Origin of the sequence: Brachybacterium sp. AOP25-B2-12 (genome assembly GCF_052378625.1) — a bacterium.
GTDB lineage: Bacteria > Actinomycetota > Actinomycetes > Actinomycetales > Dermabacteraceae > Brachybacterium.
In genome coordinates, this window is record NZ_JBQSXW010000001.1 from 324,055 (window position 1) to 346,594 (window position 22,540).

General features: G+C 73.4%; 17 protein-coding genes and 1 tRNA gene. 1 reads left to right on the top strand and 17 read right to left on the bottom strand.

Features of this window, described 5'->3' with window-relative positions:
• Positions 1-67 precede the first annotated feature (67 nt).
• The 11 genes from ACT3TZ_RS01510 to lysA form a co-directional block, all read right to left on the bottom strand.
• Entirely contained in the window at positions 68-766 is a 699-nt protein-coding gene (locus ACT3TZ_RS01510) for a hypothetical protein (protein ID WP_444581621.1), read from the bottom strand.
• The gene (locus ACT3TZ_RS01515) at positions 763-1,944 is read right to left on the bottom strand and encodes a glycosyltransferase family 4 protein (protein WP_444581622.1); all 1,182 of its coding nucleotides are present in this window, start codon (positions 1,942-1,944) and stop codon (positions 763-765) included. Before ACT3TZ_RS01515 ends, ACT3TZ_RS01510 begins: the two co-directional genes overlap by 4 nt.
• Positions 1,941-3,065, bottom strand: a complete 1,125-nt coding sequence (locus ACT3TZ_RS01520) for an L-threonylcarbamoyladenylate synthase (protein WP_444581623.1) — start codon at positions 3,063-3,065, stop codon at positions 1,941-1,943. Before ACT3TZ_RS01520 ends, ACT3TZ_RS01515 begins: the two co-directional genes overlap by 4 nt.
• A 12-nt stretch (positions 3,066-3,077) precedes the next feature.
• Positions 3,078-4,022 carry a N5-glutamine methyltransferase family protein gene (locus tag ACT3TZ_RS01525; protein WP_444581624.1) on the bottom strand — a complete coding sequence of 315 codons (945 nt, stop codon included), beginning with the start codon at positions 4,020-4,022 and terminating at the stop codon, positions 3,078-3,080.
• The gene (prfA, locus tag ACT3TZ_RS01530; RefSeq protein ID WP_444581625.1) at positions 4,019-5,104 is read right to left on the bottom strand and encodes a peptide chain release factor 1; all 1,086 of its coding nucleotides are present in this window, start codon (positions 5,102-5,104) and stop codon (positions 4,019-4,021) included. Before prfA ends, ACT3TZ_RS01525 begins: the two co-directional genes overlap by 4 nt.
• A gap of 96 nt (positions 5,105-5,200) precedes the next feature.
• On the bottom strand, positions 5,201-5,419 hold the full coding sequence (gene rpmE, locus ACT3TZ_RS01535; RefSeq protein ID WP_444581626.1) for a 50S ribosomal protein L31: 219 nt from the start codon (positions 5,417-5,419) through the stop codon (positions 5,201-5,203).
• A 194-nt stretch (positions 5,420-5,613) separates the two neighbouring features.
• Positions 5,614-7,713 (bottom strand): transcription termination factor Rho, encoded by a 2,100-nt coding sequence (rho, locus tag ACT3TZ_RS01540; RefSeq protein WP_444581627.1) that lies wholly within the window; start codon positions 7,711-7,713, stop codon positions 5,614-5,616.
• 411 nt (positions 7,714-8,124) lie between these two features.
• Positions 8,125-9,036 (bottom strand): homoserine kinase, encoded by a 912-nt coding sequence (gene thrB / locus ACT3TZ_RS01545; protein ID WP_444581628.1) that lies wholly within the window; start codon positions 9,034-9,036, stop codon positions 8,125-8,127.
• A 19-nt stretch (positions 9,037-9,055) separates the two neighbouring features.
• The gene (gene thrC / locus ACT3TZ_RS01550; protein ID WP_444581629.1) at positions 9,056-10,114 is read right to left on the bottom strand and encodes a threonine synthase; all 1,059 of its coding nucleotides are present in this window, start codon (positions 10,112-10,114) and stop codon (positions 9,056-9,058) included.
• A 5-nt stretch (positions 10,115-10,119) separates the two neighbouring features.
• The gene (locus ACT3TZ_RS01555; RefSeq protein ID WP_444581630.1) at positions 10,120-11,481 is read right to left on the bottom strand and encodes a homoserine dehydrogenase; all 1,362 of its coding nucleotides are present in this window, start codon (positions 11,479-11,481) and stop codon (positions 10,120-10,122) included.
• Between the two features lie 94 nt (positions 11,482-11,575).
• Complete coding sequence (gene lysA / locus ACT3TZ_RS01560; protein ID WP_444581631.1) at positions 11,576-12,991, bottom strand: diaminopimelate decarboxylase; 1,416 nt, start codon at positions 12,989-12,991, stop codon at positions 11,576-11,578.
• Positions 12,992-13,279: 288 nt separating this feature from the next.
• On the opposite strand from lysA, the gene ACT3TZ_RS01565 reads away from it, so the two are divergent.
• Positions 13,280-15,541 (top strand): bifunctional alpha,alpha-trehalose-phosphate synthase (UDP-forming)/trehalose-phosphatase, encoded by a 2,262-nt coding sequence (locus tag ACT3TZ_RS01565; RefSeq protein ID WP_444581632.1) that lies wholly within the window; start codon positions 13,280-13,282, stop codon positions 15,539-15,541.
• Here the strand turns inward: ACT3TZ_RS01565 and pabB are convergent.
• The 6 genes from pabB to ACT3TZ_RS01595 all read right to left on the bottom strand — a co-directional run bounded on the left by pabB (position 15,460) and on the right by ACT3TZ_RS01595 (position 22,408).
• Complete coding sequence (gene pabB / locus ACT3TZ_RS01570; RefSeq protein WP_444581633.1) at positions 15,460-17,475, bottom strand: aminodeoxychorismate synthase component I; 2,016 nt, start codon at positions 17,473-17,475, stop codon at positions 15,460-15,462. The two genes, ACT3TZ_RS01565 and pabB, sit on opposite strands and share 82 nt — an antisense overlap.
• Before the next feature lie 193 nt (positions 17,476-17,668).
• Positions 17,669-17,744: transfer RNA gene (locus ACT3TZ_RS01575), tRNA-Arg, on the bottom strand.
• 135 nt (positions 17,745-17,879) lie between these two features.
• A complete protein-coding gene (tsaD, locus tag ACT3TZ_RS01580) occupies positions 17,880-18,941 on the bottom strand; it encodes a tRNA (adenosine(37)-N6)-threonylcarbamoyltransferase complex transferase subunit TsaD (protein ID WP_444581634.1) in 1,062 nt (353 codons plus the stop codon).
• Complete coding sequence (locus ACT3TZ_RS01585) at positions 18,938-19,684, bottom strand: M23 family metallopeptidase (RefSeq protein WP_444581635.1); 747 nt, start codon at positions 19,682-19,684, stop codon at positions 18,938-18,940. The genes tsaD and ACT3TZ_RS01585 overlap by 4 nt, the downstream gene beginning before the upstream one ends.
• 341 nt (positions 19,685-20,025) lie before the next feature.
• Entirely contained in the window at positions 20,026-21,078 is a 1,053-nt protein-coding gene (locus tag ACT3TZ_RS01590; RefSeq protein WP_444581636.1) for a hemolysin family protein, read from the bottom strand.
• The gene (locus ACT3TZ_RS01595; protein ID WP_444581637.1) at positions 21,071-22,408 is read right to left on the bottom strand and encodes a hemolysin family protein; all 1,338 of its coding nucleotides are present in this window, start codon (positions 22,406-22,408) and stop codon (positions 21,071-21,073) included. Before ACT3TZ_RS01595 ends, ACT3TZ_RS01590 begins: the two co-directional genes overlap by 8 nt.
• Positions 22,409-22,540 lie beyond the last annotated feature (132 nt).

Sequence of the window (22,540 nt, forward strand, 5' to 3'; positions counted from 1 at the left end):
GAGCGGTGCACCCACCGCGGGAGTGCTCCCCGGAGGTACGTGCGCCGTGGTCGATCCTACCAGAACTTCACAGTTCCCCCGCACCGACGGAGGGAGTCGGATCGGTGCGGATCCGCAGCAGCACGACCGCTTCGGTGATGAGCGAGGCGAGGCCTCCGGCGAGCAGCGCGACCCCCACCCACGGCATCGGCACGCCCTCGATGCCGCGCACCAGGATCACGCCGCCGACCAGCACGATCATCTTCACGAGCCAGACACCCAGGACCACGACGGCGAAGGTCCCGATGCCCTTGTCCAGGCCCAGCAGCACCGGCACCAGGGAGGGCACGGAGATGATCAGGGCGAGGCCGGATCCGAGCAGTGCGGCCAGCGGTGCGCCGCCGCCCACGACGAGCGCCACGGCGATCACGACGACGTCCAGGACGATGCCCGCCACGACGGCGGCGACGTAGGCCCGGACGATGCCCCGACGGTGCGTCTGGGCCGCGACGGGGTCCGGCGCGACGTCGGGGTACCCGACCTCCGGCTCGTCCTCGTCCGGGCTCGAGAGGTCGCGGTACCGCGACCCGGCCGCGGGCCGTGCGCCCTGCTCGGGGGTCGGCGCGCCCGCGTCCTGCGCCTCCGGGCGCGCGCTCGTGGCCGCGGCTCCCGTAGGGACCCTCGTCGCGGGGTCGGACGGCGCCTGCGCGCTCGGGGCGGGCTCGGCGTCGGCGTGGGGCGCGGGGGCTCCCGCGGCGTGGTCGGGGTTCTCGTCGGCGGCGCTCATGCGTCTCCTGGATCGCTGGGGGGCTGATGGCTGGTCCGGGTTCCGGCGGGCACCGGGCCGGTGGACCGGTGGCGTGCGGCGGGGCGGTTGCGGCGAGCCCGGCCCACCGGGTCCAAGGTGATGAGCACACCGATGAGCACGCCGATCGCTCCGAAGGCGATCGCGTAGCGGGCGGGCACGAACACCGGCAGGAGCAGACCGATGCACACCACGAGGGACCAGGTGTACATGATCCAGACGGTGTACGCCTTGGAGTGGCCGAGGGCCAGCAGACGGTGGTGCAGGTGCATGGCATCGGCGTGGAAGGGGGACTTCCCGGCGCCGATCCGGCGCACGACCGCGAGCGCGAAGTCGAGGAACGGGATGGCCATGACACCGATGGGCAGCAGGATCGGCAGGAACTGCGCGAACAGGATCCGGCTGGACAGCGTGGTCTGATCGACCTTGCCGGTCACGGTGATCGACGCGGCCGCCAGCAAGAGCCCCAGCAGCATCGAGCCGCTGTCCCCCATGAAGATGCGCGCCCGGGTGAAGTTGTGGGGCAGGAACCCGAGACAGATCCCGATGAGCACGGCGGTGATCAGCGCCGCGAGCGAGGAGTAGTCGGTGGTGCTGGCGCTGCGGGTCAGGTGGTAGGCGTACGCGAAGAAGGCCGCTCCCCCGATCGCCATCACGCCGGCGGCCAGGCCGTCGAGCCCGTCGACGAAGTTCACGGCGTTCATCGAGACCAGCACCACCAGCACCGTCAGCGCCAGCAGCATCGGAGAGCTCAGGAGGAGCTGCCCGCCGATGGGCAGCGAGGTGAACTGGACGCCCTGCCAGGCCAGCACGAGCGCGGCGATCGCCTGGCCGGCGAGCTTGGTGATCCAGTCGAGGTCCCATTTGTCGTCGGCGGCGCCCAGGAGGCACACGATCGCCCCGGCGCAGACGATGGCCCAGGCCTGCCTGCTCTCGTGGAACAGCCCCTCGAGGAAGGGGATGCGGCCGGCGACCAGCATCGCCGCGACGACGCCCGCGAGCATCGCCACCCCGCCCAGTCGCGGGGTCACCGCATCGTGGACGTCCCGGTCGCGGACGGCGGTCATCGCCCCGGCCCGGCGTGCGAGCAGTCGTGCCGCCGGCGTGCACAGGTACGTGACGGCGGCGGCGACGAGCAGGACGAAGAGGTAGACCCTCACCCGATGCGGCCCTCCGTGCTGGGCGCCGCGTCCGACTCGCTCGGCAGGGCCAACGGACCGGTGGCCGCCACGGACGGCATCGGGGCGCTCGCGTCCGTGGCATCCGACACGCCGGCGGCCTCCGGGACGGACGCCGGACGCTCGGCGAGATGCGCGGCCTCGGTGGACTCCGGATCCTCCGGGTCACTCGTGGTGGTGTCTGCTGCCGGGCTCTCGCTGGCCGGCACCTCGACGGGAGCCGCAGGCACCGGGGACTCCGTGGCGGGGGCATCGGACGGCGCCTCCGGATCCGCGGCCGGGGCGTCCGCCGCGGCCTCGGGGTCCAGCTCGGGCGCATCGGCAGGAGCCTCAGGGTCGACGGCGTCGAGGTCGGCCGGGGCGGCGGGGTCCTCGGGGTTCTCGAGGTCCCCCGCCTCGGCGGCGACCTCCTCCGGCGTCTCCTCCCCGGAGTCGACGGCGTCGTCCTCGGGCTCGGGCTCGGGCTCGGTGAAGATGTCGCCCACCGCCGCGATGATCTGCTCGCGGGTGATGGCGCCCGCCCGGAGGATCTCGGCGGGCTCGACGGTCGTGTCCACGATCGTGGAGGACGTGCCGAGACGGGCCTTCCCGCCGTCGAGGTAGACCTCGACCGTGTCGCCCAGCTGGGAGGCGGCGTCCACGACGGTCGTCGCCGCGGGCTTGCCATGACGGTTGGCGCTCGAGACGGCGAGGGGCCCGGTGCGGCGCAGCAGGTCCAGCGCCACCGGATCGTCGGGCATCCGCAGCGCCACCGTGCCGCGCGTCTCGCCGAGGTCCCACGAGAGCGTGGGCTGGGCGCGCAGGATCAGCGTGAGGGCTCCGGGCCAGAACGTCTCGGCCAGGGTCTCGGCGTAGTCGGGCACGTCCACCGCCAGGGCCAGGAGCACCGAGGGGTCCCCGACCAGCACGGGCGGCGGCACGGAGCGGCCCCGCCCCTTGGCGTCCAGCAGGGACTGCACGGCGGCGGGGTCGAAGGCGTCGGCCCCGATCCCGTACACGGTGTCGGTGGGCAGGACGATCAGCTTGCCCTCGCGCACGGCGTCGAGGGCCGCCTGCAGGGACTCGTCCCGGTTCTCATCGCTCTGGGTGTCGTAGACGCTCACGGCCTCAGTTTCTCACTTCCGGGCCGCTCGGTCGTCCCCGGACACCCGCGGGGCGCGACGTGCCACGAGGAATCGGTCGCGCCCGGTGAGGTCCATGGCGGTGCGCACCGCGAGGAACGCGCCGGACTCCTCGGCGATCCGGCGGGTCGCGGCGCCCTGGACGTCGGCGTGCTCCATGACGAGCAGGCCGCCGGGGCGCAGCAGCTCCGCCGCCCGCGCGAGGACCGCGCGAGGCACCGTCAGCCCGTCCGCTCCCCCGCCGTAGAGGGCACGTGCGGGATCCCACGTGGTCACCTCGGGGTCCCGGGGCACGGCGCCGGCGGGGATGTACGGAGGATTGGAGACGACGACGTCGACCGGGCCCAGGCCTGCCAGCGCTCCGGCGTCGGTCACATCGGCCTCGAGCACGCACCCACGGCCACCGGGCCCGCCACCGCCGTCCCGGCGCGCGGCACGGTCGAGGTTCTCCCGGGCCAGGGCCGCAGCCTGGGGGTCGAGCTCGACGGCGATCACCTGCGCCCCGGGGAGCTCGTCGAGGACGGCGGCGGCGAGGGCGCCGCCGCCCGTGCACAGGTCGAGGACCTCGCGCACCTCCGCGCCGCGGGCGTGCTCGAGCACGAGGTCGATCGCGACCTCCGTCTCCGGGCGCGGGGTGAACACTCCCGCGCGGACCGCCAGCAGGAGGTGGCGGAAGGGCGCCTCGCCGAGCACGAGCTGCAGGGGCTCGCGGGCGGCGCGACGCTCCGTGAGCCGGGCGAGCTCCCGGTCGAAGTCCTCGGGGAGCGCGTCCAGGAGCACGAGGGGCCGCTCGGTGCGCGCGGCGCGGGAGATCAGCGCACGCGCGTCCACGCTGGCGGACTCGATGCCGACGCCCGCGAGGCGCGCCGTCGTGGATGCGAGGGCGCCCCGCAGGCGGGTCCGCAGGTCCGCTTCCGGTTCGGCGGGCCCGGACGTCATGCGCCGGCCCCGGCCAGCGCGGCCGCGCGGTCGGCGTCCTGGGCAGAGGCGATGACGGGGCCCAGCTCGCCGGCGAGCACCTGGTCCAGCTGGTTGGCCTTGAACCCGGTGCGGTGGTCGGTGATCCGGTTCTCGGGGAAGTTGTAGGTGCGGATCCGCTCGGAGCGGTCCAGCGTGCGCACCTGCGAACGGCGTGCCGCGGCCGCCTCGGCCTCCTGCTCGGCATGGCGGGCCTCGAGGAGCCGGGCGCGGAGGATCCGCAACGCCGACTCCTTGTTCTGCAGCTGGCTCTTCTCGTTCTGGCACGAGACGACGATGCCGGTGGGCAGGTGGGTGATCCGCACGGCCGAATCCGTCGTGTTGACGCTCTGGCCGCCGGGCCCCGAGGAGCGGAACACGTCGATCCGCAGGTGGGCGGGGGCCAGCGCCTCGGCCAGCAGCCCTGCCTCGTCGGTCTCGTCGGCCTCGGGCATCACGAGCACGCCGACGGCGGAGGTGTGGATGCGGCCCTGGGACTCCGTCACGGGGACCCGCTGGACCCGGTGGACGCCGCCCTCGTACTTCAGGTGGGCCCAGACGCCGTCCGCAGGGGCCACGGCACCGCGCGAGCGGATCGACACGGCGGCGTCCTTGAAGCCGCCGAGGTCGCTGTCCGCGGAGGTCAGCACCTGCGTGGACCACCCCATCGACGAGGCGTACTGGCGGTACATGCGGACCAGCTCTGCCGCGAACAGCGCCGATTCCTCGCCGCCGGCACCGGCCTTGACCTCGAGGATCACGTCCCGGGCGTCGTCGGCGTCGCGGGGCATGAGGAGCTCCTCGAGGCGCGCCTCGAGCCGGGTGCCGCGGGTCTCGAGCTCCTCGGCCTCGGCGGCGAGGTCGGGGTCCTCGCCTCCCAGCTCCCGGGCGGTGGCGAGGTCCTCGCGGACGGAGCAGAGCTCATGGTGCAGGGCGATGACCGGCGCCAGCTCCGCGTAGCGGCGCCCCACGCGTCGGGCGCGCGCGGCGTCGTCGTGCAGGGTCGGGTCGGCCATCTCCCGTTCGAGCTCGGCATGCTCGGCGACGAGTGCCTCGAGGTCCACGGCGAGGGCCTTCCCGGATCAGGGCGCGCCGTCGCACGCCGGTGGAGACGACGACGCCGACGACCCCTGAGGGGCCGTCGGCGTCGAGATGGAAGCTTACTTCGAGGCGTCCTTCTTGCCGTAGCGGGCCTGGAAGCGGGCCACGCGGCCGCCGGTGTCCAGGATCTTCTGCTTGCCCGTGTAGAACGGGTGGCAGGCCGAGCACACCTCGGCCTTGATGACGCCGTCGGTCTTGGTGCTGCGGGTCGTGAAGCTGTTGCCACAGGTGCAGGTGACCGTGGTCTCCACGTACTCCGGGTGAATGCCGCTCTTCATGGAACTCTCTCTTTCCTCGCAGTCGCTGGGTCGACGCCCGGCGGGCGCCGTGAACCAGAACCGCCGTCGATTGTGCCACGGCGAGAGACCGCGGCACGCGGGGTGAGGCCGCAGGGTGATCAACATCCTGCGACGACAGGGGGTGCAACGTCGCGGGGCCCGCGCGCATTCCCGCGCACCGGCCCCGCCGATGATCAGCTGGCTCCGGGCGTCGTCTTCTGGACCGACATCAGGAACTCGGCGTTCGAGGGCGTCTTCTTGACGCGCTCCAGCAGCAGCTCGAGGGCCTGCTGCTGCTCGAGGGTGCCCAGCACGCGGCGGAGCTTCCACATGACGGCGAGCTCCTCGGGCGCCATGATCTCCTCCTCGTGGCGGGTGCTGGACGCGTTGACGTCCACCGCCGGGAAGATGCGGCGCTCGGCGAGGGTCCGCGACAGGCGCAGCTCCATGTTGCCGGTGCCCTTGAACTCCTGGAAGATCACCTCGTCCATCGTCGACCCGGTCTCGATGAGCGCCGAGGCGAGGATGGTCAGCGAGCCGCCGTGCTCGATGTTGCGTGCCGCACCGAAGAACCGCTTGGGCGGGTACAGCGCCGAGGCGTCGACACCGCCGGACAGGATGCGTCCGGAGGCCGGGGCCGCGAGGTTGTACGCGCGGGCCAGACGGGTGATGGAGTCGAGGATGACCACGACGTCCTTGCCCATCTCGACGAGACGCTTGGCACGCTCGATCGCGAGCTCGGCGACGATGGTGTGCTCGGTCGCGGGACGGTCGAAGGTCGAGGCGATGACCTCGCCCTTGACGGTCCGCTGCATGTCGGTGACCTCCTCGGGGCGCTCGTCGACGAGCACGACCATGAGGTGGGCCTCGGGGTTGTTGATCGCGATGGCCTGGGCCACCTGCTGCAGGATCATCGTCTTGCCGGTCTTGGGCGGCGCGACGATGAGACCGCGCTGGCCCTTGCCGATCGGCGAGACGAGGTCGATGACGCGCGGGGTGATCGCGGTCGCCGAGGTCTCCAGGCGCAGCCGCTCGTCCGGGAACAGCGGCGTGAGCTTGGCGAAGTCCACGCGGCCGCGGGCACGCTCGGGGGTCATGCCGTTGACCGTGTCGACGTCCACGAGGGCGGCGAACTTGCTCGGGTTGCTGTTGTTGGAGCGGTTGTTGCGGCGCTGGCGGGCCGAGAGCGGCTGGCTCTGGGACTCCAGGAGCTGATCGGGATCGCCCTTGGGCGCCCGGACCTGACCGGTGATCGCATCGCCCTTGCGCAGACCGAACTTCCGGATCTGGTTCTGGGTGACGTAGACGTCGCTCGGCGCCGGCAGGTAGCCGGTGGTCCGGATGTAGGCGTTGTTGTCCCGGATGTCCAGGATCCCGGCGACGCTCACGAGCGCCTCCGAGCCGCGCTGCTGGTCGTCCGCGGAGTCCTGGCCCTGGCCGTCGTGCTGGCCGCCGTTGCCCTGGGAGCTCTGGCCGCCGCCCTGGCCCTCGCCCTGACCGCCGGAGCGGTTGCGGCGCTTGCGGTCGCGGGAACGGTTGCGCGACCGGCGGTTGCGACGATCATCGCCGTCGTCGGAGCCGTCGTCACGGCTCTCGCGGTCACGGCTGTTCTCGCGACCCCGGGTGTCGTCGCGACCGCGGTAGTCGTCGCGGTCGCGGTTGTCGTCACGGCCGCGGTCGCGGCGGGAGGAGCCCTCGCGCTGCGCGTCGTCGCGCTGGTCCTGGCGGCGTCCGGAACCCTGACGGTCCTCGTCGCGGCCCTCTCCGGAACGGTCCGGGAGGGCGATGTCCTCGACCCGGCGCGGGCGCTCGCCCTGGATCTCGTGGCGGGGGCGCTCGGCGGCGCGATCGTCCTGGCGGGACGCGGACCGGGAGTCGCCGGACTCCTGACGGTCCGAGGAGCGCGGGCCGTCGCCGTCCTCCGAGGACGCGCGGCCGGCACGGTCCGAGGAGCTGCCGTGCCCCGTCGAGGAGGTGCCGTCGGTGCGGTCCGAGGAGCCGGTGCGCCCCGCGGAGGACGCCCAGCGGTCGCCGCGGTCGGAGCCGCCGGCGTCGAGGGCGGGCTGCGTGGGCGCGCTCTGGGCGGGCGCCGTGGATGCCGCGGACGCGGCCGGAGCAGCGGCGGACGCGGCGGCGGGGACGTTGCGGCCCCCGCTGCGGATCGCCTCGACGAGCTCGCCCTTGCGGAGCCGGCGGGCCCCCTTGATGCCGAGCTCGGCGGCCATGGCCTGCAGCTCGGGAAGCTTCTTGGCGGCGAGCGAGCTGGGCTCGCCCGCGGTGGTGGTGTCGGTCACCCGGTGTCCTTCCTATCGGGCCTCGCGGGGCCCGTGGGGTGTGGGGAGTCGTGGTCTCCGGCCGCGCTCGCCGTGGTCCGGGGACCTGCGAGGGCGGGGCGTGGAGCGATCACGGACGTCCGTCCGCCGCCTCCGATGGTCGCGCGACCCCGGAGGATCGCGCACCGGAGGCCGGTGGCATGACGTGCAGGAGATCGCGTCGACGGTGGGAAGCCTGGAGGCCCCGCGGCCCGATGCCCGCAGGGGGCAGGTCTCGGAGCGACCGGTGCGACGTCCCGGATCCGGCTCGAGGAGCTCAGGAATGCTCGACGACTGCGCGAGTTGGTGTGGTGCGTGCCGACGTGCGACAGCTCCGGCCGCTCGGGGCCAGGATCAGGATGTGCGCGGAATGCACCGCGACGCGCTCACACGCTACCACAGGCGGGCCCCGAGCCGGTCGAGCCCCACGCGTGCGGCGCGCCAGTCCTCGGGACGTGCGACGACCTGGCGCACGAGCGGCACCAGGCGGTCGTCGGCGCCGGTCAGCACGAGGACCGAGGGACCCGCGCCGGAGATCGTCGCCGGGAAGCCCTCCTGGCGCAGCACGCGGACCAGCTCGAGGCTCTCGGGCATCGCCGGGGCCCGGTACTCCTGGTGGAGGCGGTCCTCGGTGGCGGCCATGAGCACGGAGGGGTCGCGGGTCAGCGCGTGCACCAGGAGGGCGGCGCGGCCCGCCTCGAAGGCGGCATCCGCATGGGGCACCGAGGCGGGCAGCAGGGTCCGCGCGGTCCGGGTCGACAGGACCGCGGCGGGCAGCAGCACGACGGGGTCCACCGAGGAGGTCGCGGGGATGTCGAGGACCACGGCGTGCGCCGAGGCCTCGTCGGTCCACGAGATGGTGGCGCCGCCCAGGAGCGCGGGCGCGGCGTTGTCGGGGTGGCCCTCCATCTCGGTCGCGAGATCGAGGACCGCGCGATCGTCGAGGGCGTCGGGATCGGCCAGGAGCCCGCGCGCCAGCAGGAGCCCGGCCACGGTCGCCGCGGCGCTCGATCCCAGACCGCGGCCGTGCGGGATCTCGTTGCGGCACCGCATCCGGATCCCGGACTGCGGCGCGCCGACGTGGTCCAGGCCGTGGCGCAGCGCCCGGACGACGAGGTGGTCCTCGCCGCGCGGCACGTCGGCGGCCCCCTCCCCCGTGACCTCGACCTCCGTGCGGCCGGCGACGGCCTCGATCTCGACGGAGTCCCGGAGTCCGAGGGCCATCCCGAGGGCGTCGAAGCCGGGCCCCAGGTTGGCGCTCGTGGCGGGGACGTCGACCCGTGCGTGCGTGTGCGCGATCCTCACCGGCGGCTGCCCGGTCCCCTCAGAGACCGAGGGCCTCGACGGCGGCGTTGACGTCCGCGTCGATGACCGTGGGGGTGACGGCGTGCCGCGAGAGCGCGGTGTCGATGTCCTTGAGGCCGTTGCCGGTGACGGTCACGGCGATCGTCGCGCCCTGGGGCACGAGCCCGCGCTCGGCCTGCTGCAGCAGCCCGGCGACGCTCGCGGCGGAGGCGGGCTCGACGAAGATGCCCACCTCGGCGGCCAGCAGGGCCTGCGCGTCGAGGATCTGCTCGTCGCTCACGGCGTCGATGAGGCCGCCGGAGTCGTCGCGCGCGGCGACGGCGAGGTCCCAGGAGGCGGGAGCGCCGATCCGGATGGCGGTCGCGATCGTCTCGGGGTCCGGGATCGGGCGACCCGCGACGAACGGCGCCGCGCCGGCGGCCTGGAAGCCCCACATCGCCGGGCGGGCGCTCGTGATGCCCAGCTCGGCGTACTCGCAGTAGCCCATCCAGTAGGCGGAGATGTTGCCGGCATTGCCCACGGGGAGCACGTGCACGTCCGGAGCCCGCCCCAGCGCGTCGCACACCTCGAAGGCGGCGGTCTTCTGGCCCTGGAGGCGATAGGGGTTCACGGAGTTGACGAGCTCGACGGGGTACTGGGCGTCGAGCTTGCGCGCGATCTCGAGGCAGTCGTCGAAGTTGCCGTCGACCGCGATGAGCTGGGCGCCGTGGACGATGGCCTGGGCGAGCTTGCCGGCGGCGATGCGCCCCTGGGGCAGCAGCACGGCGCACTGGATCCCGGCCCGCGTCGCGTAGGCGGCGGCCGAGGCGCTCGTGTTGCCGGTCGAGGCGCACACCACGGTGGTGGCGCCCTCGCTGACGGCCTTGGACATGGCCGTGACCATGCCGCGGTCCTTGAAGGAGCCGGTGGGGTTCATCCCCTCGACCTTCACGTGGACCTCGGCGCCGACGCTCCGGCTGAGGGTCTCGGAGTGCACGAGGGGGGTGCCGCCCTCGCCGAGGGTCAGCAGGGTGTCGGAGTCCTCGAAGGGGAGGTGCTCGCGGTACTCGGCGATCACGCCGCGCCACTGATGTGCCATGGGGGTCATTCTCCTTCGACGCGGAGGACGGAGTCGACGCCGACCACGGCGTCGTGCGCGGACAGGTCGGACAGGGCGCCGGACATCGCGGACTCGAGCGCGCGATGGGTGACGATCCCGATCCGTGCTCGCGGCGCCGGGGCCTCCTCCTGCGCCTCGAACGGGTCGGTCTGCTCCTGCTCCTGGTGGATCGTGGCGATCGAGATGCCGTGGCGCGACAGGGTGCCCGCGACGTCGGCGAGGACGCCCGGCTCGTCGTCGACGGTCAGCGCCACGTAGAAGCCGTTGCGCAGCTCCTCGAGCGGGGCGATCGGCAGGGAGGCGTAGTGCGACTCCCCCGGACCCTTGCCGCCGTGGACCTTCTGGCGGGCCACGCTCACGAGGTCGCCGAGGACGGCCGAGGCGGTGGGCGCACCTCCGGCACCCTGGCCGTAGAACATGAGGGAGCCAGCGGCATCGGCCTCGACGAAGACGGCGTTGTAGGCCTCGGCGACCGAGGCCAGGGGGTGGGACGTGGGCACGAGCGCCGGGTAGACGCGCGCGGAGACGCGCTCGGGCACCTCGCCCTCGCCGGGGACGCGCTCGACGATCGACAGCAGCTTGATGACGCTCCCGAGACGGCGCGCGGCGGCGATGTCGTCGGCCGAGACCGAGGTGATGCCCTCGCAGTGGACGTCCTGCAGGGCCACACGGGAATGGAAGGCCAAGGAGGCGAGGATCGCGGCCTTGGCGGCGGCGTCCAGCCCCTCGACGTCGGCGGTGGGATCGGCCTCGGCGTAGCCCAGGTCCTGCGCCGTCGCCAGGGCGTCCTCGAAGCTCGCACCGGTGCGCGTCATCGCGTCGAGGATGTAGTTGGTGGTGCCGTTGACGATCCCGAGGACCCGCTGGATGCGGTCGCCCGCGAGGGATTCGCGGATCGGACGCACCAGCGGGATCGCCCCGGCCACGGCGGCCTCGAAGTGGAGGTCGACGCCCGCGGCATCGGCGGTCTCGTAGAGCTCGGCGCCCTCCTGGGCCAGCAGCGCCTTGTTGGCGGTGACGACGCTCGCGCCGTGGGCCATGCTCTCCAGGAGCAGGGTGCGGGCCGGCTCGATGCCGCCCATGAGCTCGACCACGAGGTCCGCCTCGCGCACGAGGGCGTGGGCGTCGTGGACGTAGAGCGAGGGATCGACGTGGGGACCGCGGTCCTTCGTCGTGTCGCGCACGCTGATCCCGATCACCTGCAGCGGGACCCCGACCCGCTGGGCGAGGTCGTCGGCCTGGGTGGTCAGCAGGCGCAGCACCTCGACGCCGACGGTGCCGGCTCCGAGGACGGCCACCTTCAGCGGCGGTCGCCCGCTCGCGGCGAGGGGTCCAGTCGAGCTCATGTCCACAGATGTCCTTCCGGGTCGGTCATCGCGACCGAGGGTAGCCGAGGGCCTGGCAGCGCCCGCCCCAACATGTCCTTGCGCGTCGGGCATCTCACCCGGCGTCGAGGGCGAGCATGTGGTCCTCGCTCTCACGGCGCATGAGGGTGTGGATCCGGCCGTCGGACACGGCGATCACCGGGGGGCGCGGCACGTGGTTGTAGTTGGAGGCCAGCGAGTAGCAGTACGCGCCGGTCACGGGCACCGAGACCAGGTCCCCGCGGTGCACGTCCGCCGGGAGGTACTCGTCCTTGACCACGATGTCCCCGCTCTCGCAGTGCTTGCCGACGACGCGGACGACCGTCGGCTCGGCGTCCGAGACGCGGCCGGCGAGCAGGCAGGAGTAGTCGGCGTCGTACAGGGCGGTGCGGATGTTGTCGCTCATCCCGCCGTCGATCGAGACGTACACCCGGTGCCGCGTGCCGCCGAGGGCGACGTCCTTGACGGTGCCCACCGTGTAGAGCGTCTGGGTCGAGGGACCCGCGATCGCGCGGCCCGGCTCGAAGGCGAGGTGCGGCGCCTCGAGATCGAGCTCGGCGCACTCCTGGGCGACGATCGTGGCGATGCCCTGTGCGAGGTGCGCGGGCTCGGCGGGGGTGTGCTGGGAGTTGTACATGACGCCGAACCCGCCGCCGAGGTCCAGCAGCGTGATCGTGCGGTCCAGGGTGTCGCGCACGTCGCGGACGAACCGCAGGACCCTCCGCGCGGCGACGTCGAAGCCGCTGACGTCGAAGATCTGGGAGCCGATGTGGGAGTGCAGCCCCACCAGGTCCAGGGCATCGGGCACCTCGAGGACGCGTCGCACCGCCTCCAGGGCGTCCCCGGAGTGGATCGAGATGCCGAACTTCTGGTCCTCGTGGGCGGTTGCGATGAACTCGTGGGTGTGGGCCTCGACCCCGGTGGTCACCCGGATCATCACGGGGGCGACGACACCCAGCTCGCGGGCGATCCCGGTGACCTGCTCGATCTCGACGAGGGAGTCGATGACGATGCGTCCGACGCCCACGCGCAGCGCCCGGCGGATCTCATCGTCGGACTTGTTGTTGCCGTGGAGGTTGATGCGGGCGGGCGGGAAGTCCGCCCGCAGGGCCACGGTCAGCTCGCCGCCGGTGCACACGTCCAGCCCCAGGCCGTCCTCCTCGACCCAGCGGACGACGCCGGTGGCCAGGAACGACTTGCCGGCGTAGTAGATGCTGGCGCCGGCCAGCGGGGCGAAGGCCCGGGCGAAGGCGTCGCGGAACTCGCGGGCGCGATGACGGAAGTCGGCCTCGTCGACCACGAGGGCGGGTGTGCCGACCTCCTCGGCGATGCGGCGCACGCTCACGCCGCCGACCTCGAGCGCGCCGTCGCCGCCGCGCTCGGTGGTGTGGGACCACAGGCCCGGGAGCAGGGCGTTGACGTCGCGGGGGTAGGGCAGCCAGCTCGGGGATGCGTCGTTGCCGTGGAGGGCACCGGCTTCGTGGGCACGCATGGGGAACTCCTGGGGATCGGGGGGGCCGTGGCGCGGGCGGGTCGGGCGCTGCGCGCCCCCGGGACCGACGGGACGCGGACGACCCTATGCGAACCGTCCGTGCCCTCGAACAGCGCGTCCACGGCACGGGCACCGACGCCGCCGCCCGGCCGGAGCATCCGGGACGCCCCCGCGCCCATGCACGACCGGACGGTCCGCGCGTGCGGGCCCGCCTGCGCTGCTTGATAGCCTCGTGGCGCACTCGCCGAGCGCGTCCGCCCCCGCCGTCCTGCCCGAGGAGAGCCCCGCATGGCCGTTCACGATCTCGTCGTCGTCGCCAACCGTCTGCCCGTCGATCGGCGCACCCGTGAGGACGGGACCGTCGAGTCCGTGACCAGCCCCGGCGGCCTCGTGACCGCGATGGAGTCCGTCATGCGGGACGTGGACTCCGGTGCCTGGGTGGGCTGGCCCGGCTCCCCGGGCGAGGCCGCCGAGCCCTTCGCCGCCGACGGCATGCAGCTGTACCCGGTCGCGCTGAGCGGCGACGAGATCGAGAAGTACTACGAGGGCTTCTCCAACGGCACGCTCTGGCCGCTGTACCACGACGTGATCGCGGATCCGGAGTTCCATCGCACCTGGTGGGACGCGTACGTGACCGTCAACCAGCGCTTCGCGCGGCGGGCCGCGGCGGTGACCGCCCCGGGCGGCACCATCTGGGTGCACGACTACCAGCTCCAGCTGGTCCCCGAGATGATCCGCACCGCGCGGCCCGATGTGCGGATCGGCTTCTTCGACCACATCCCCTTCCCGCCCTTCGAGCTGTTCGCGCAGCTGCCCAAGCGCAACCAGGTGCTGCGAGGGCTGCTCGGCGCGGACCTGCTGGGCTTCCAGCGCGAGCGCGACAGCCAGAACTTCCTGTCCTGCGTGCGCCAGCTGCTGGGCTACCAGAACGACCAGCACGTCGTGACGGTCCCGGGCATCGGCTCGGAGCCCGCCCGCGAGGTCACCGTCAAGACGTTCCCCATCTCCATCGACACCGAGGCCGTCAACGCGCTCGCGCAGGAGGACGAGGTGATCGAGCGCGCCGAGAAGCTGCGCGCCGACCTCGGGCACCCCCGCAAGATCGTGCTCGGCGTGGATCGCCTGGACTACACCAAGGGGATCCGCCACCGCCTCAAGGCCTACGGCGAGCTGCTCCACGACGGCGCGATCGATCCCAGCGACGTCGTCATGGTCCAGATCGCGACGCCCTCGCGCGAGCGGGTCGACGCCTACAAGCACCTGCGCGACGAGGTCGAGATGACCGTGGGCCGCATCAACGGCGACCACGCCCCCATCGGCCGGCCCGCCATCAGCTACATGCACCGGTCCTTCGACCGCACCGCGATGACGGCGCTCTACAGTGCCGCCGACGTGGTGCTCGTGACGGCGCTGCGCGACGGCATGAACCTCGTGGCCAAGGAGTACGTGGCCTCGCGGCCCGACGAGCGCGGGGTGCTGGTGCTCTCGGAGTTCGCGGGCGCCGCCGACGAGCTGCGGGCAGCGATCCTCGTCAACCCCCACGACATCGACGAGCTCAAGACCGCGATCCTGCAGGCCCTGTCGATGCCCGAGGACGAGCAGGAGCAGGCCATGCGCTCCCTGCGCCGCCAGGTTCTGGACCACGACGTGCAGGCCTGGGCCTCCGCCTTCCTCGCAGACCTCGAGCGCACGGGACGTCCCGCCCAGGTGCCGTCTGCTCCCGTGATCCGGCTGCCCGAGGGCGAGGACCCCGAGCCCGGGACGCTGGACGCCGCGCTGCGCGCCTTCGCGCGCACCCCGCGGATCCTGGTGGCCTCGGACTTCGACGGCGTGCTCGCCCCGATCGTGGCCGACCGTGACGCGGTCCAGGCCCGCCCGCGCTCGCTGGCCGCGCTGCGCGACCTCTCCGAGTTCCCGGGTGTGAGCGTGGCGCTGGTGTCCGGGCGGGCGCTCGGAGACCTCGACCGCCAGACCAAGATGCCGAGCTCGGTGGTGCTCGTGGGCAGCCACGGCGCGGAGATCGGCACGCTCCCCTCGACCATGGATGCGGGGATGCTCGACGCGGCCTCGCTGTCGATGAACCCCGAGCGTGCCTCCCTGCTCGCCTCGATCACCCGCACCCTGGAGACGATCGCGACGAAGTACCCCGGGGCCGACGTCGAGGTCAAGCCAGCCGCCGCCGTGCTGCACACCCGTCGCGCCAAGGGTCGCGGGGCCGTCAACGCGACCGAGGCGGCGCTGGAGTACGCGCGCTCGCTGCCGGAGGCGAAGATCACCCCCGGCAAGGCCGTCGTGGAGTTCTCGGTGGTCGACTCCTCCAAGGGCGTCGCGATCGAGGCGCTGGCCCGGGCGTGCGCGGCCGACGCCTGGCTGTACCTGGGCGACGACGTCACCGACGAGACCGTGTTCGGTCGCTCCGGGGAGCACGACGTCGCGATCAAGGTGGGCGGCGGGGACACCGCGGCGAGCTACCGCGTCGAGGGTCCGGAGGAGGCCGAGCGCGTGCTGCGGGCGGTGCTCGACGCCCGCCGCGAGGGCGCGCCGTCGTGACCGTCGCCGTCGGTCGGCCGCCGGTCGCCCGCTGACGGCGCCTCGACGGCGGCCTCGGCAGCAACCTCGATGGCAGGGTCGACGATCACCGCGGAACGCCATCCCCGGGCGGAGCTGACCACGGCGACCGCCTCGGCGGCGCGTAGCTCGGCGACCGTGATGGACCGCTCCCGCAGGCGCCCGCCCGCGAGCGCCAGGGCCCTGCCGACCCCCGGAAGGCAGCCGTCGGCCACCGGCGGCGTCCACCAGGTGCCGTCCAGCAGGACGGCGAGGCTGGCGATGCTCGTCTCGGTGACATGGCCGTCGCGGCCCAGGAGGACCACGTCGTCGGCTGCCGGGTGCCGGCCGCGCGCCTGCTCGTAGTGCCGCCGGTCGGTGGTCTTGAGCCGCACCGCGGGGGCGCCGGGATCCACGGGCACGTCGTCGATCGCCAGGCGCGCCGGCACGGCAGGGGTGCCCGCCGGGCGGCTCGTCACCTCGAGGCGACCGTCCGGGTGCAGGCAGGCGCGCACGAGCCGCTCCTCGTCCGCGCCGGGGGCGGCGTCCTGGCGCGGAACGCCGTCGTCCGCCGTGGCGCGCTCCGTGATCGCTCCGGGCGGCTCCGCGCCCCGCGACGCTACGGCGGCGGCCTCAGCTCGGATCGCCGCGGTGACGGCCTCCGGGTCCATCGGGATGCCGAGCTCCTGCGCGGAGGCGCGGAGGCGCTCGACGTGCGCGCGGAGATGGCGGGGCTCGCCGCCGTCCACCGCCAGGGTCTCCAGCAGGCCCACGGCCGCGGGCTCGAGCTCGCCGAGCACCCGCGCCTTGACCAGCAGCTCCTCGTACTCGCCGCGGGCCGTCGAGGCCCAGGTCACCCCTCCCCCGACCCCGTACGACGTGTCGCCGGAGCGGGTGTCCACCAGCACGGTGCGGATCGCGACGGAGAAGCTGCCCGTCCGGCCTCCCGGGGCCAGGTACCCGATGGCTCCGCAGTACACCCCCCGCGGCGATGCCTCGAGCTCTCGCAGGAGCGCCATGCTCGACAGCTTGGGGGCGCCCGTGATCGAGCCGCAGGGGAACAGCGCCCGCAGGATCTCGGGCAGCCCGACGTCGGCCCGCAGCCGCGCCCGCACGGTCGAGGTGAGCTGCCAGAGCGTCGGGTACTCCTCGACCGTCAGGAGCGCGGGGACCTCGACCGTTCCCGTCGCGGCGACGATGCTGAGGTCGTTGCGCAGCAGATCGGTGATCATGACGTTCTCGGCGTGGTCCTTGGCGCTGCGCCGCAGGGCCTCGCGCGCCGCACGATCGGCCTCGGGGTCCGGGCCGCGCGGGGCCGTGCCCTTCATCGGCACCGCGCTGATCGTGCCGTCCGCGTAGCGCACGAAGCACTCGGGGCTCGCGCTGAGCACCTGCCATCGCCCCAGGTCGAGGTGCGCGCAGAAGGCGCCCTGCTGGCGCCGCGCGAGGTCGCGGTAGGCGGGCCGGAGGTCCCCGTCGATCCGCGTGCGCAGGTGCGTGGTGAGGTTGGCCTGGTAGGTGTCGCCCGCGGCGATCGCCGCGTGGACGCGCGCCACGCGCTCGGCGTGCTCGGCCGGCGTCAGGTCCGCGCGCCACGGCCCCGCGTGCCAGGTCCCGAGCCGCTGCTCCTCGAGGGGCACCGGCTCGGCATCCGGCGCCTCGCACACCATGAGGTGCACCAGCGGCAGGCCGGGCACGGGGTCGTGGACGCGGGCATCGGGGTCCAGCCCTGCCGCCGCCTCGTAGGTGACGACGCCGACCACCCATCGACCAGCCTCGGAGGCGGCCTGTGCGGCGCGCAGGACGGGCAGGACCTCCGCGGGCGTGTGGGCGAGGAGGTGCTCACGGACACTGCCGAACACGAGGGAGGTCCCGGCCCTGAGATCGTCGAACCGCGCCACGGGTGCCGATACCGCCTGCGGAGATGCCCCGCTCATCGACCACACTCCCCGGAGACGGTGTCCGGGCACGGATGCCCGTCCGACAGCAGCACGATGGGCCCGAACCCGGTGCACCGGCACTCGGTGCGACGAACCGCGACGCTCGCGGAGTGCCGGGTTCGGAACATGGGACCCCGAACGTGCGAGAACCCCCGGACGAGATCCGTGCGACCTCGGCCCGGGGGCTCCATGGTGCCCGCGACAGGATTCGAACCTACGACCTTCTGCTCCGGAGGCAGACGCTCTATCCACTGAGCTACGCGGGCGTGCCGTGACAGTCTAGCAACGCGCGGCGCCGAGCCCCGGGTCGCGGGCGCGCCATCGCCCGGAGTGAGGTGCAGGTCACCGCCCCCGCGCAGAGCCCGGCGACGAACGACCCCGTGGCGCGGCGAGAGGTGCCCTCAGGCCCCGAAGCCCGCCGGCAGCGGCAGCTGTGCCCCGTGCAGGACCGCGGAGGAGTCGGCGGCGATCGCGAGACCGCTGGGGCTCGCCCCGGAGCGGACCAGCAGGTCCCCCACCGCGGCGATCATCGCGCCGTTGTCGGTGCACAGGCGCATCGGCGGGATCCGCAGCGCGATCCCGGCGGCATCGCAGCGCTCCTGGGCGACGGCCCGCAGACGAGCGTTGGCGGCGACCCCGCCGACGATCACGAGGGTCGACAGCCCCCGGTCCCCGATCGCGCGCAGGGCCTTGGTCACGAGCACGTCGACCACCGCCTGCTCGAAGGAGGCGGCGACGTCCGCGACCGGGACGGCCTCGCCGCGGCGCTCGAAGGTCTCGACCGTGCGGGCCACGGAGGTCTTGAGCCCCGAGAAGGAGAAGGCGTAGCGGGCGTCCTGGGCGCGCAGCATCGCGCGCGGGAAGGAGAAGGCGGTGGGATCGCCCTCGACCGCGCCGCGAGAGATCGCGGGCCCACCGGGATACCCGAGGCCCACCAGGCGTGCGACCTTGTCGAAGGCCTCGCCGGCGGCGTCGTCGACGGTGTCGCCCAGGTGCTCGATGGGGTCCCGGACCAGGTCGCGCACGTGGAGGATAGAGGTGTGACCCCCGGAGACGATGAGGACGATCGACTCGTCCGGGAGCGGGCCGTGCTCGAGGGTGTCGGCGGCGGCGTGGCCGGCGAGGTGGTGCACCCCGTACAGCGGGACGTCGAGGGACCAGGCGACGGCCTTGGCGGCGGCGAGCCCCACGTGCACGGCGGTGGCCAGTCCCGGTCCGCTGGTCGCGGCCACATGGGTGATGTCACCGAGCTCGACCCCGGCATCGGCCAGGGCGATCCGGAGCGTGGGCACGGCGGCCTCGAGGTGGGCACGGGCGGCGATCTCGGGGACCACGCCGCCGAACTCCGCGTGCTGGGAGGCGCTGCTGGCGAGCCCCTGCCCCAGCAGGACGCCCTCGCTGACGATCCCGAAGCCGGTCTCGTCGCACGAGGACTCGACGCCGAGGACGACCGGGGCGGTCACTGGAAGAGCGACATGGGGTCGGAGTAGTTGCCCGACTCGTCGACCTTGGAGAAGTGCAGGTGGCAGCCGGTCGAGCGCCCGGTGCTGCCGACGAGGCCCACGGTCTGCCCCTGGGCGACGCGGTCCCCCTCCTTGACCTTGAAGGCCTGGAGGTGGAAGTAGCCCGTGATGACACCGTTGCCGTGGTCGACGAAGACCCGGTTGCCCGAGGCGGAGTTGGTGGACACCTCGGTGACGACGCCGGCCTGCACGGCCTCGGCCGGGGTGCCGCAGGCGGCGCCGAAGTCGACCCCGTCGTGCAGCTTCTTGTAGCCGAGGGTGGGGTGGATCCGCCAGCCGTAGTTCGAGGTGATGGGGGCGTCGACGGGCTTGATGTAGCCGCCGGTCGCCGGCGCGACGTCCGCGGCGGCACCGGCCTCGACGTCGGTGGCGGCACCGGCCGCCGTGGCCGTCTCGTCGCCCGCGGTCTGCTCGGGCGCGGTGGTCGCGGTCGCCGTCGGCGCGGGCTCGGCCGTGACGCTGGCCGTGGTGGTCAGCGAGGCGGTGAGGTTCGAGGAGGCGGGGAGCTGCACGGCGGCGTCGGACTTCGCGGCGGCGGGGGCCGCCTGGGCGGGCGCGGCGTGGGCGGCTCCGACGAGTTCGCCGGAGAGGGCCGCGGCGACGCCGCCCTGGCTCGCGGCGGCCGAGGCGACGGGCACGGCGATCGTCGCCGTCGCCAGCACTCCGAGCACTCCGACCTTCACGGCGCCGACCGGGAGGGAGGTCGCGTCACGATGACTCGCCTGGGGGGACTTCGCCAGAGGTCTCATCTGAGCACGGCCGGTCGCGCGGTGATTGGCCACAGTTCCTGCTTCCGTTCAACGAGGGGGAGTCGTTCCGAGTCCAGGTGCGACGCCGGACAGGGGAAGGACGCGTCGCTGAACTACCTGCACCACCGTAGGGACGACCCGCCGCGAGGCCGAGCCGACGGACGCGATGATTACCCGATCTTTGCCGAGGGGCGCGCACCGGGGGCCACTCTTGAAGGTCGTCCCACACGCGGGGCCGGGACCCTGTGACCTGCGCCACCCGGTGTCCGTCCGGGTCAGGCCCGCTGACGCTGCATGACGTCCTTGACCTCGCCCACGAGCTCCTCGATGACGTCCTCGAGGAACACCGCGCCCACGCTGCGCGAGGTGGCGGAGTCGACGCGGGCCATGTGCGCACCGTTGTACTGCATGGCGCGCAGGGCCTCCTCGACGTCGTCGTCGGCGGCGACCGACACGACGGCCCGCACGATCCCGGGATGGATCGGACGGTCGTACGCGGCGTCGGGGACGTCCGGCGCGAGGAGCACGTCCTTGAGATGGATGTATCCGACGAGGTCCCCGGCGTCGTTGCGGACCCCGATCCGGCTGTACCCGGTGCGCGCGACGAGGTCCTCGATCTGGGCGGGCGTGACGTCGTAGGTGACCGTGACGACGTCGGCCATGGGCACCATGACGTCCGCCGCGGTGTGGTCGGAGAACTGGATCGCGCCCTGGAGGAGGTTCTGGTCGTCCTCGAGGAGGCCCTCGCGTCGCGACTCGTCGACGATCACGGCGATCTGCTCGGCCGTGAAGTCCGCGCCTACCTCGTCGCGCGGCTGGACGCCCAGCAGGCGCAGGATCGCGTTGGCCGTGGCGTTGAGGACCCAGATGATGGGTGTGAGGATCCGGGCGATCGCCACCAGCGGCGGCGCGAGGATCAGCACGGCCCGCACCGGCACCGCGATCGAGATGTTCTTGGGGACCATCTCGCCGAAGACCACGTGCAGGTAGGAGGCGATGAGCAGGGCGATCACGAAGGCGATGGGATGCACCGCGACCTCGGGCGCGCCGATGCCCAGCAGGAGCGGCTCGAGGAAGTGGGCGATCGCGGGCTCGGCCACGGCACCGAGGGTCACCGAGCACACGGTGACCCCGAACTGCGCCGCGGCGAGCATCACCGAGACGTGCTCGATGGCCCACAGGGCGGTCCGGGCGCCCGTGCGACCCTCGTCGACCAGCGGTTCGAGCTGGCTGCGACGCGCGGTCATCACCGCGAACTCCGCGCCGACGAAGAAGGCGTTGCCCACGAGCATCGCGAGCCCCAGCAGGAGGGCGAGCTGATCACTCATCGTCGTCCTCCTCCGTCTCCTCGCGGACCCGCGCGGAGTCCTCGAGGACGGCCAGGCGCACCTGGTCGACGCGCCTGCCGTCCATGTCCACGACCTCGAGGCGCAGGCCGTCGCGCACGACGACGTCCCCGGCGGCCGGCACCCGGCGCAGGACGTCCATGACGTAGCCGCCCAGGGTGTCGTAGTCCGGCGACTCCGGGACGACGACCCCGAGCTCGCGGCGGATCTCGTCGGGGCGCATGAGCCCCGAGACCACCCAGTCGTCGACGCCCTCGACGAAGCGTTCGGGCTCGCCCGAGTCGTGCTCGTCGCTGACCTCGCCGACGATCTCCTCGACGACGTCCTCGAGCGTCACGATCCCCGCCGTGCCCCCGTACTCGTCGACGACGACCGCCAGCTGGGCGCCGAGGTCCCGCAGGTCCAGCAGCAGCGAGTCCAGGCGCACGGTCTCCGGGACCCGCGGCACCTCGGTCGCCAGCGAGCGGACGGGCGTGGCCGCACGGTCGGCACGCGGGACCGAGACGGCCTGGCGCACCTGCACCACGCCGATCACGTCGTCCTCCCCGCCGTCGATGACGGGGAACCGCGAGTGCCCGCTCTCGCGCGAGAGCGCCAGGACGTCCAGCGCCGAGGCCTCGGCCTCGATGGCGACCATGGCCCCGCGGTGGGTCATGACGTCGCCCGCCTCGCGGTCGGAGAGCTCGAGGGTGCGGCTGAGCAGGATCGCGGTGCCGCGGTCGAGCGTCCCGGACTGCGCGCTGTGGCGCACGAGCGAGTCGAGCTCGGCCGGGGAGCGCGCGGCCGACAGCTCCTCCTGAGGCTCGATGTTGACCAGGCGCAGCACCGCGTTGGCGGTCGCGTTGAACACGGCGATGAAGGGGCGCAGGGCGGTGGTGAACCCGTGCTGCAGCGGCGCGACGAAGCGCGCGGTCATCATGGGGTCGGCGATCGCGAGGTTCTTGGGGACCAGCTCGCCGAACACCATCGAGAAGGCGTAGGCGATGGCCATCGCGGCCACGACGGACACCGGGCCCACGACGCCCTCGGGGACCCCCACGGCCCCGGCCAGCGGTGCCAGCAGCCCCGCGAGCGGATCCTGGACGGCGAAGCCGAACAGCAGCGTCGTGATCGTGATCCCGAGCTGTGCGCCCGACAGGTTGGTCGAGAGGTGGGTCAGCGCCGAGAGCACGCCGCCGGCGCGACGGTCCCCCTCGTCGCGCGCCTTCTCGACGGTGTGGCGGTCCAGGGCCACGAGGGAGAACTCCGAGGCGACGAACAACGCCGTCCCGAGCGTGAGGACGACGCCCAAGCCCAGCAGGATCCAGGTCATCGGGCCCGTCCCCCGGAGCTGCGGGGGTGCACGACGGTGCGCGGGGCCGCGCGGTCGGTGCCGCCGCGGGAGGAGGAGGGGCGCTCCGGGGCGCCTGCGCGCACGGACGGGACGAGTGCCCGTCGGGTGCGC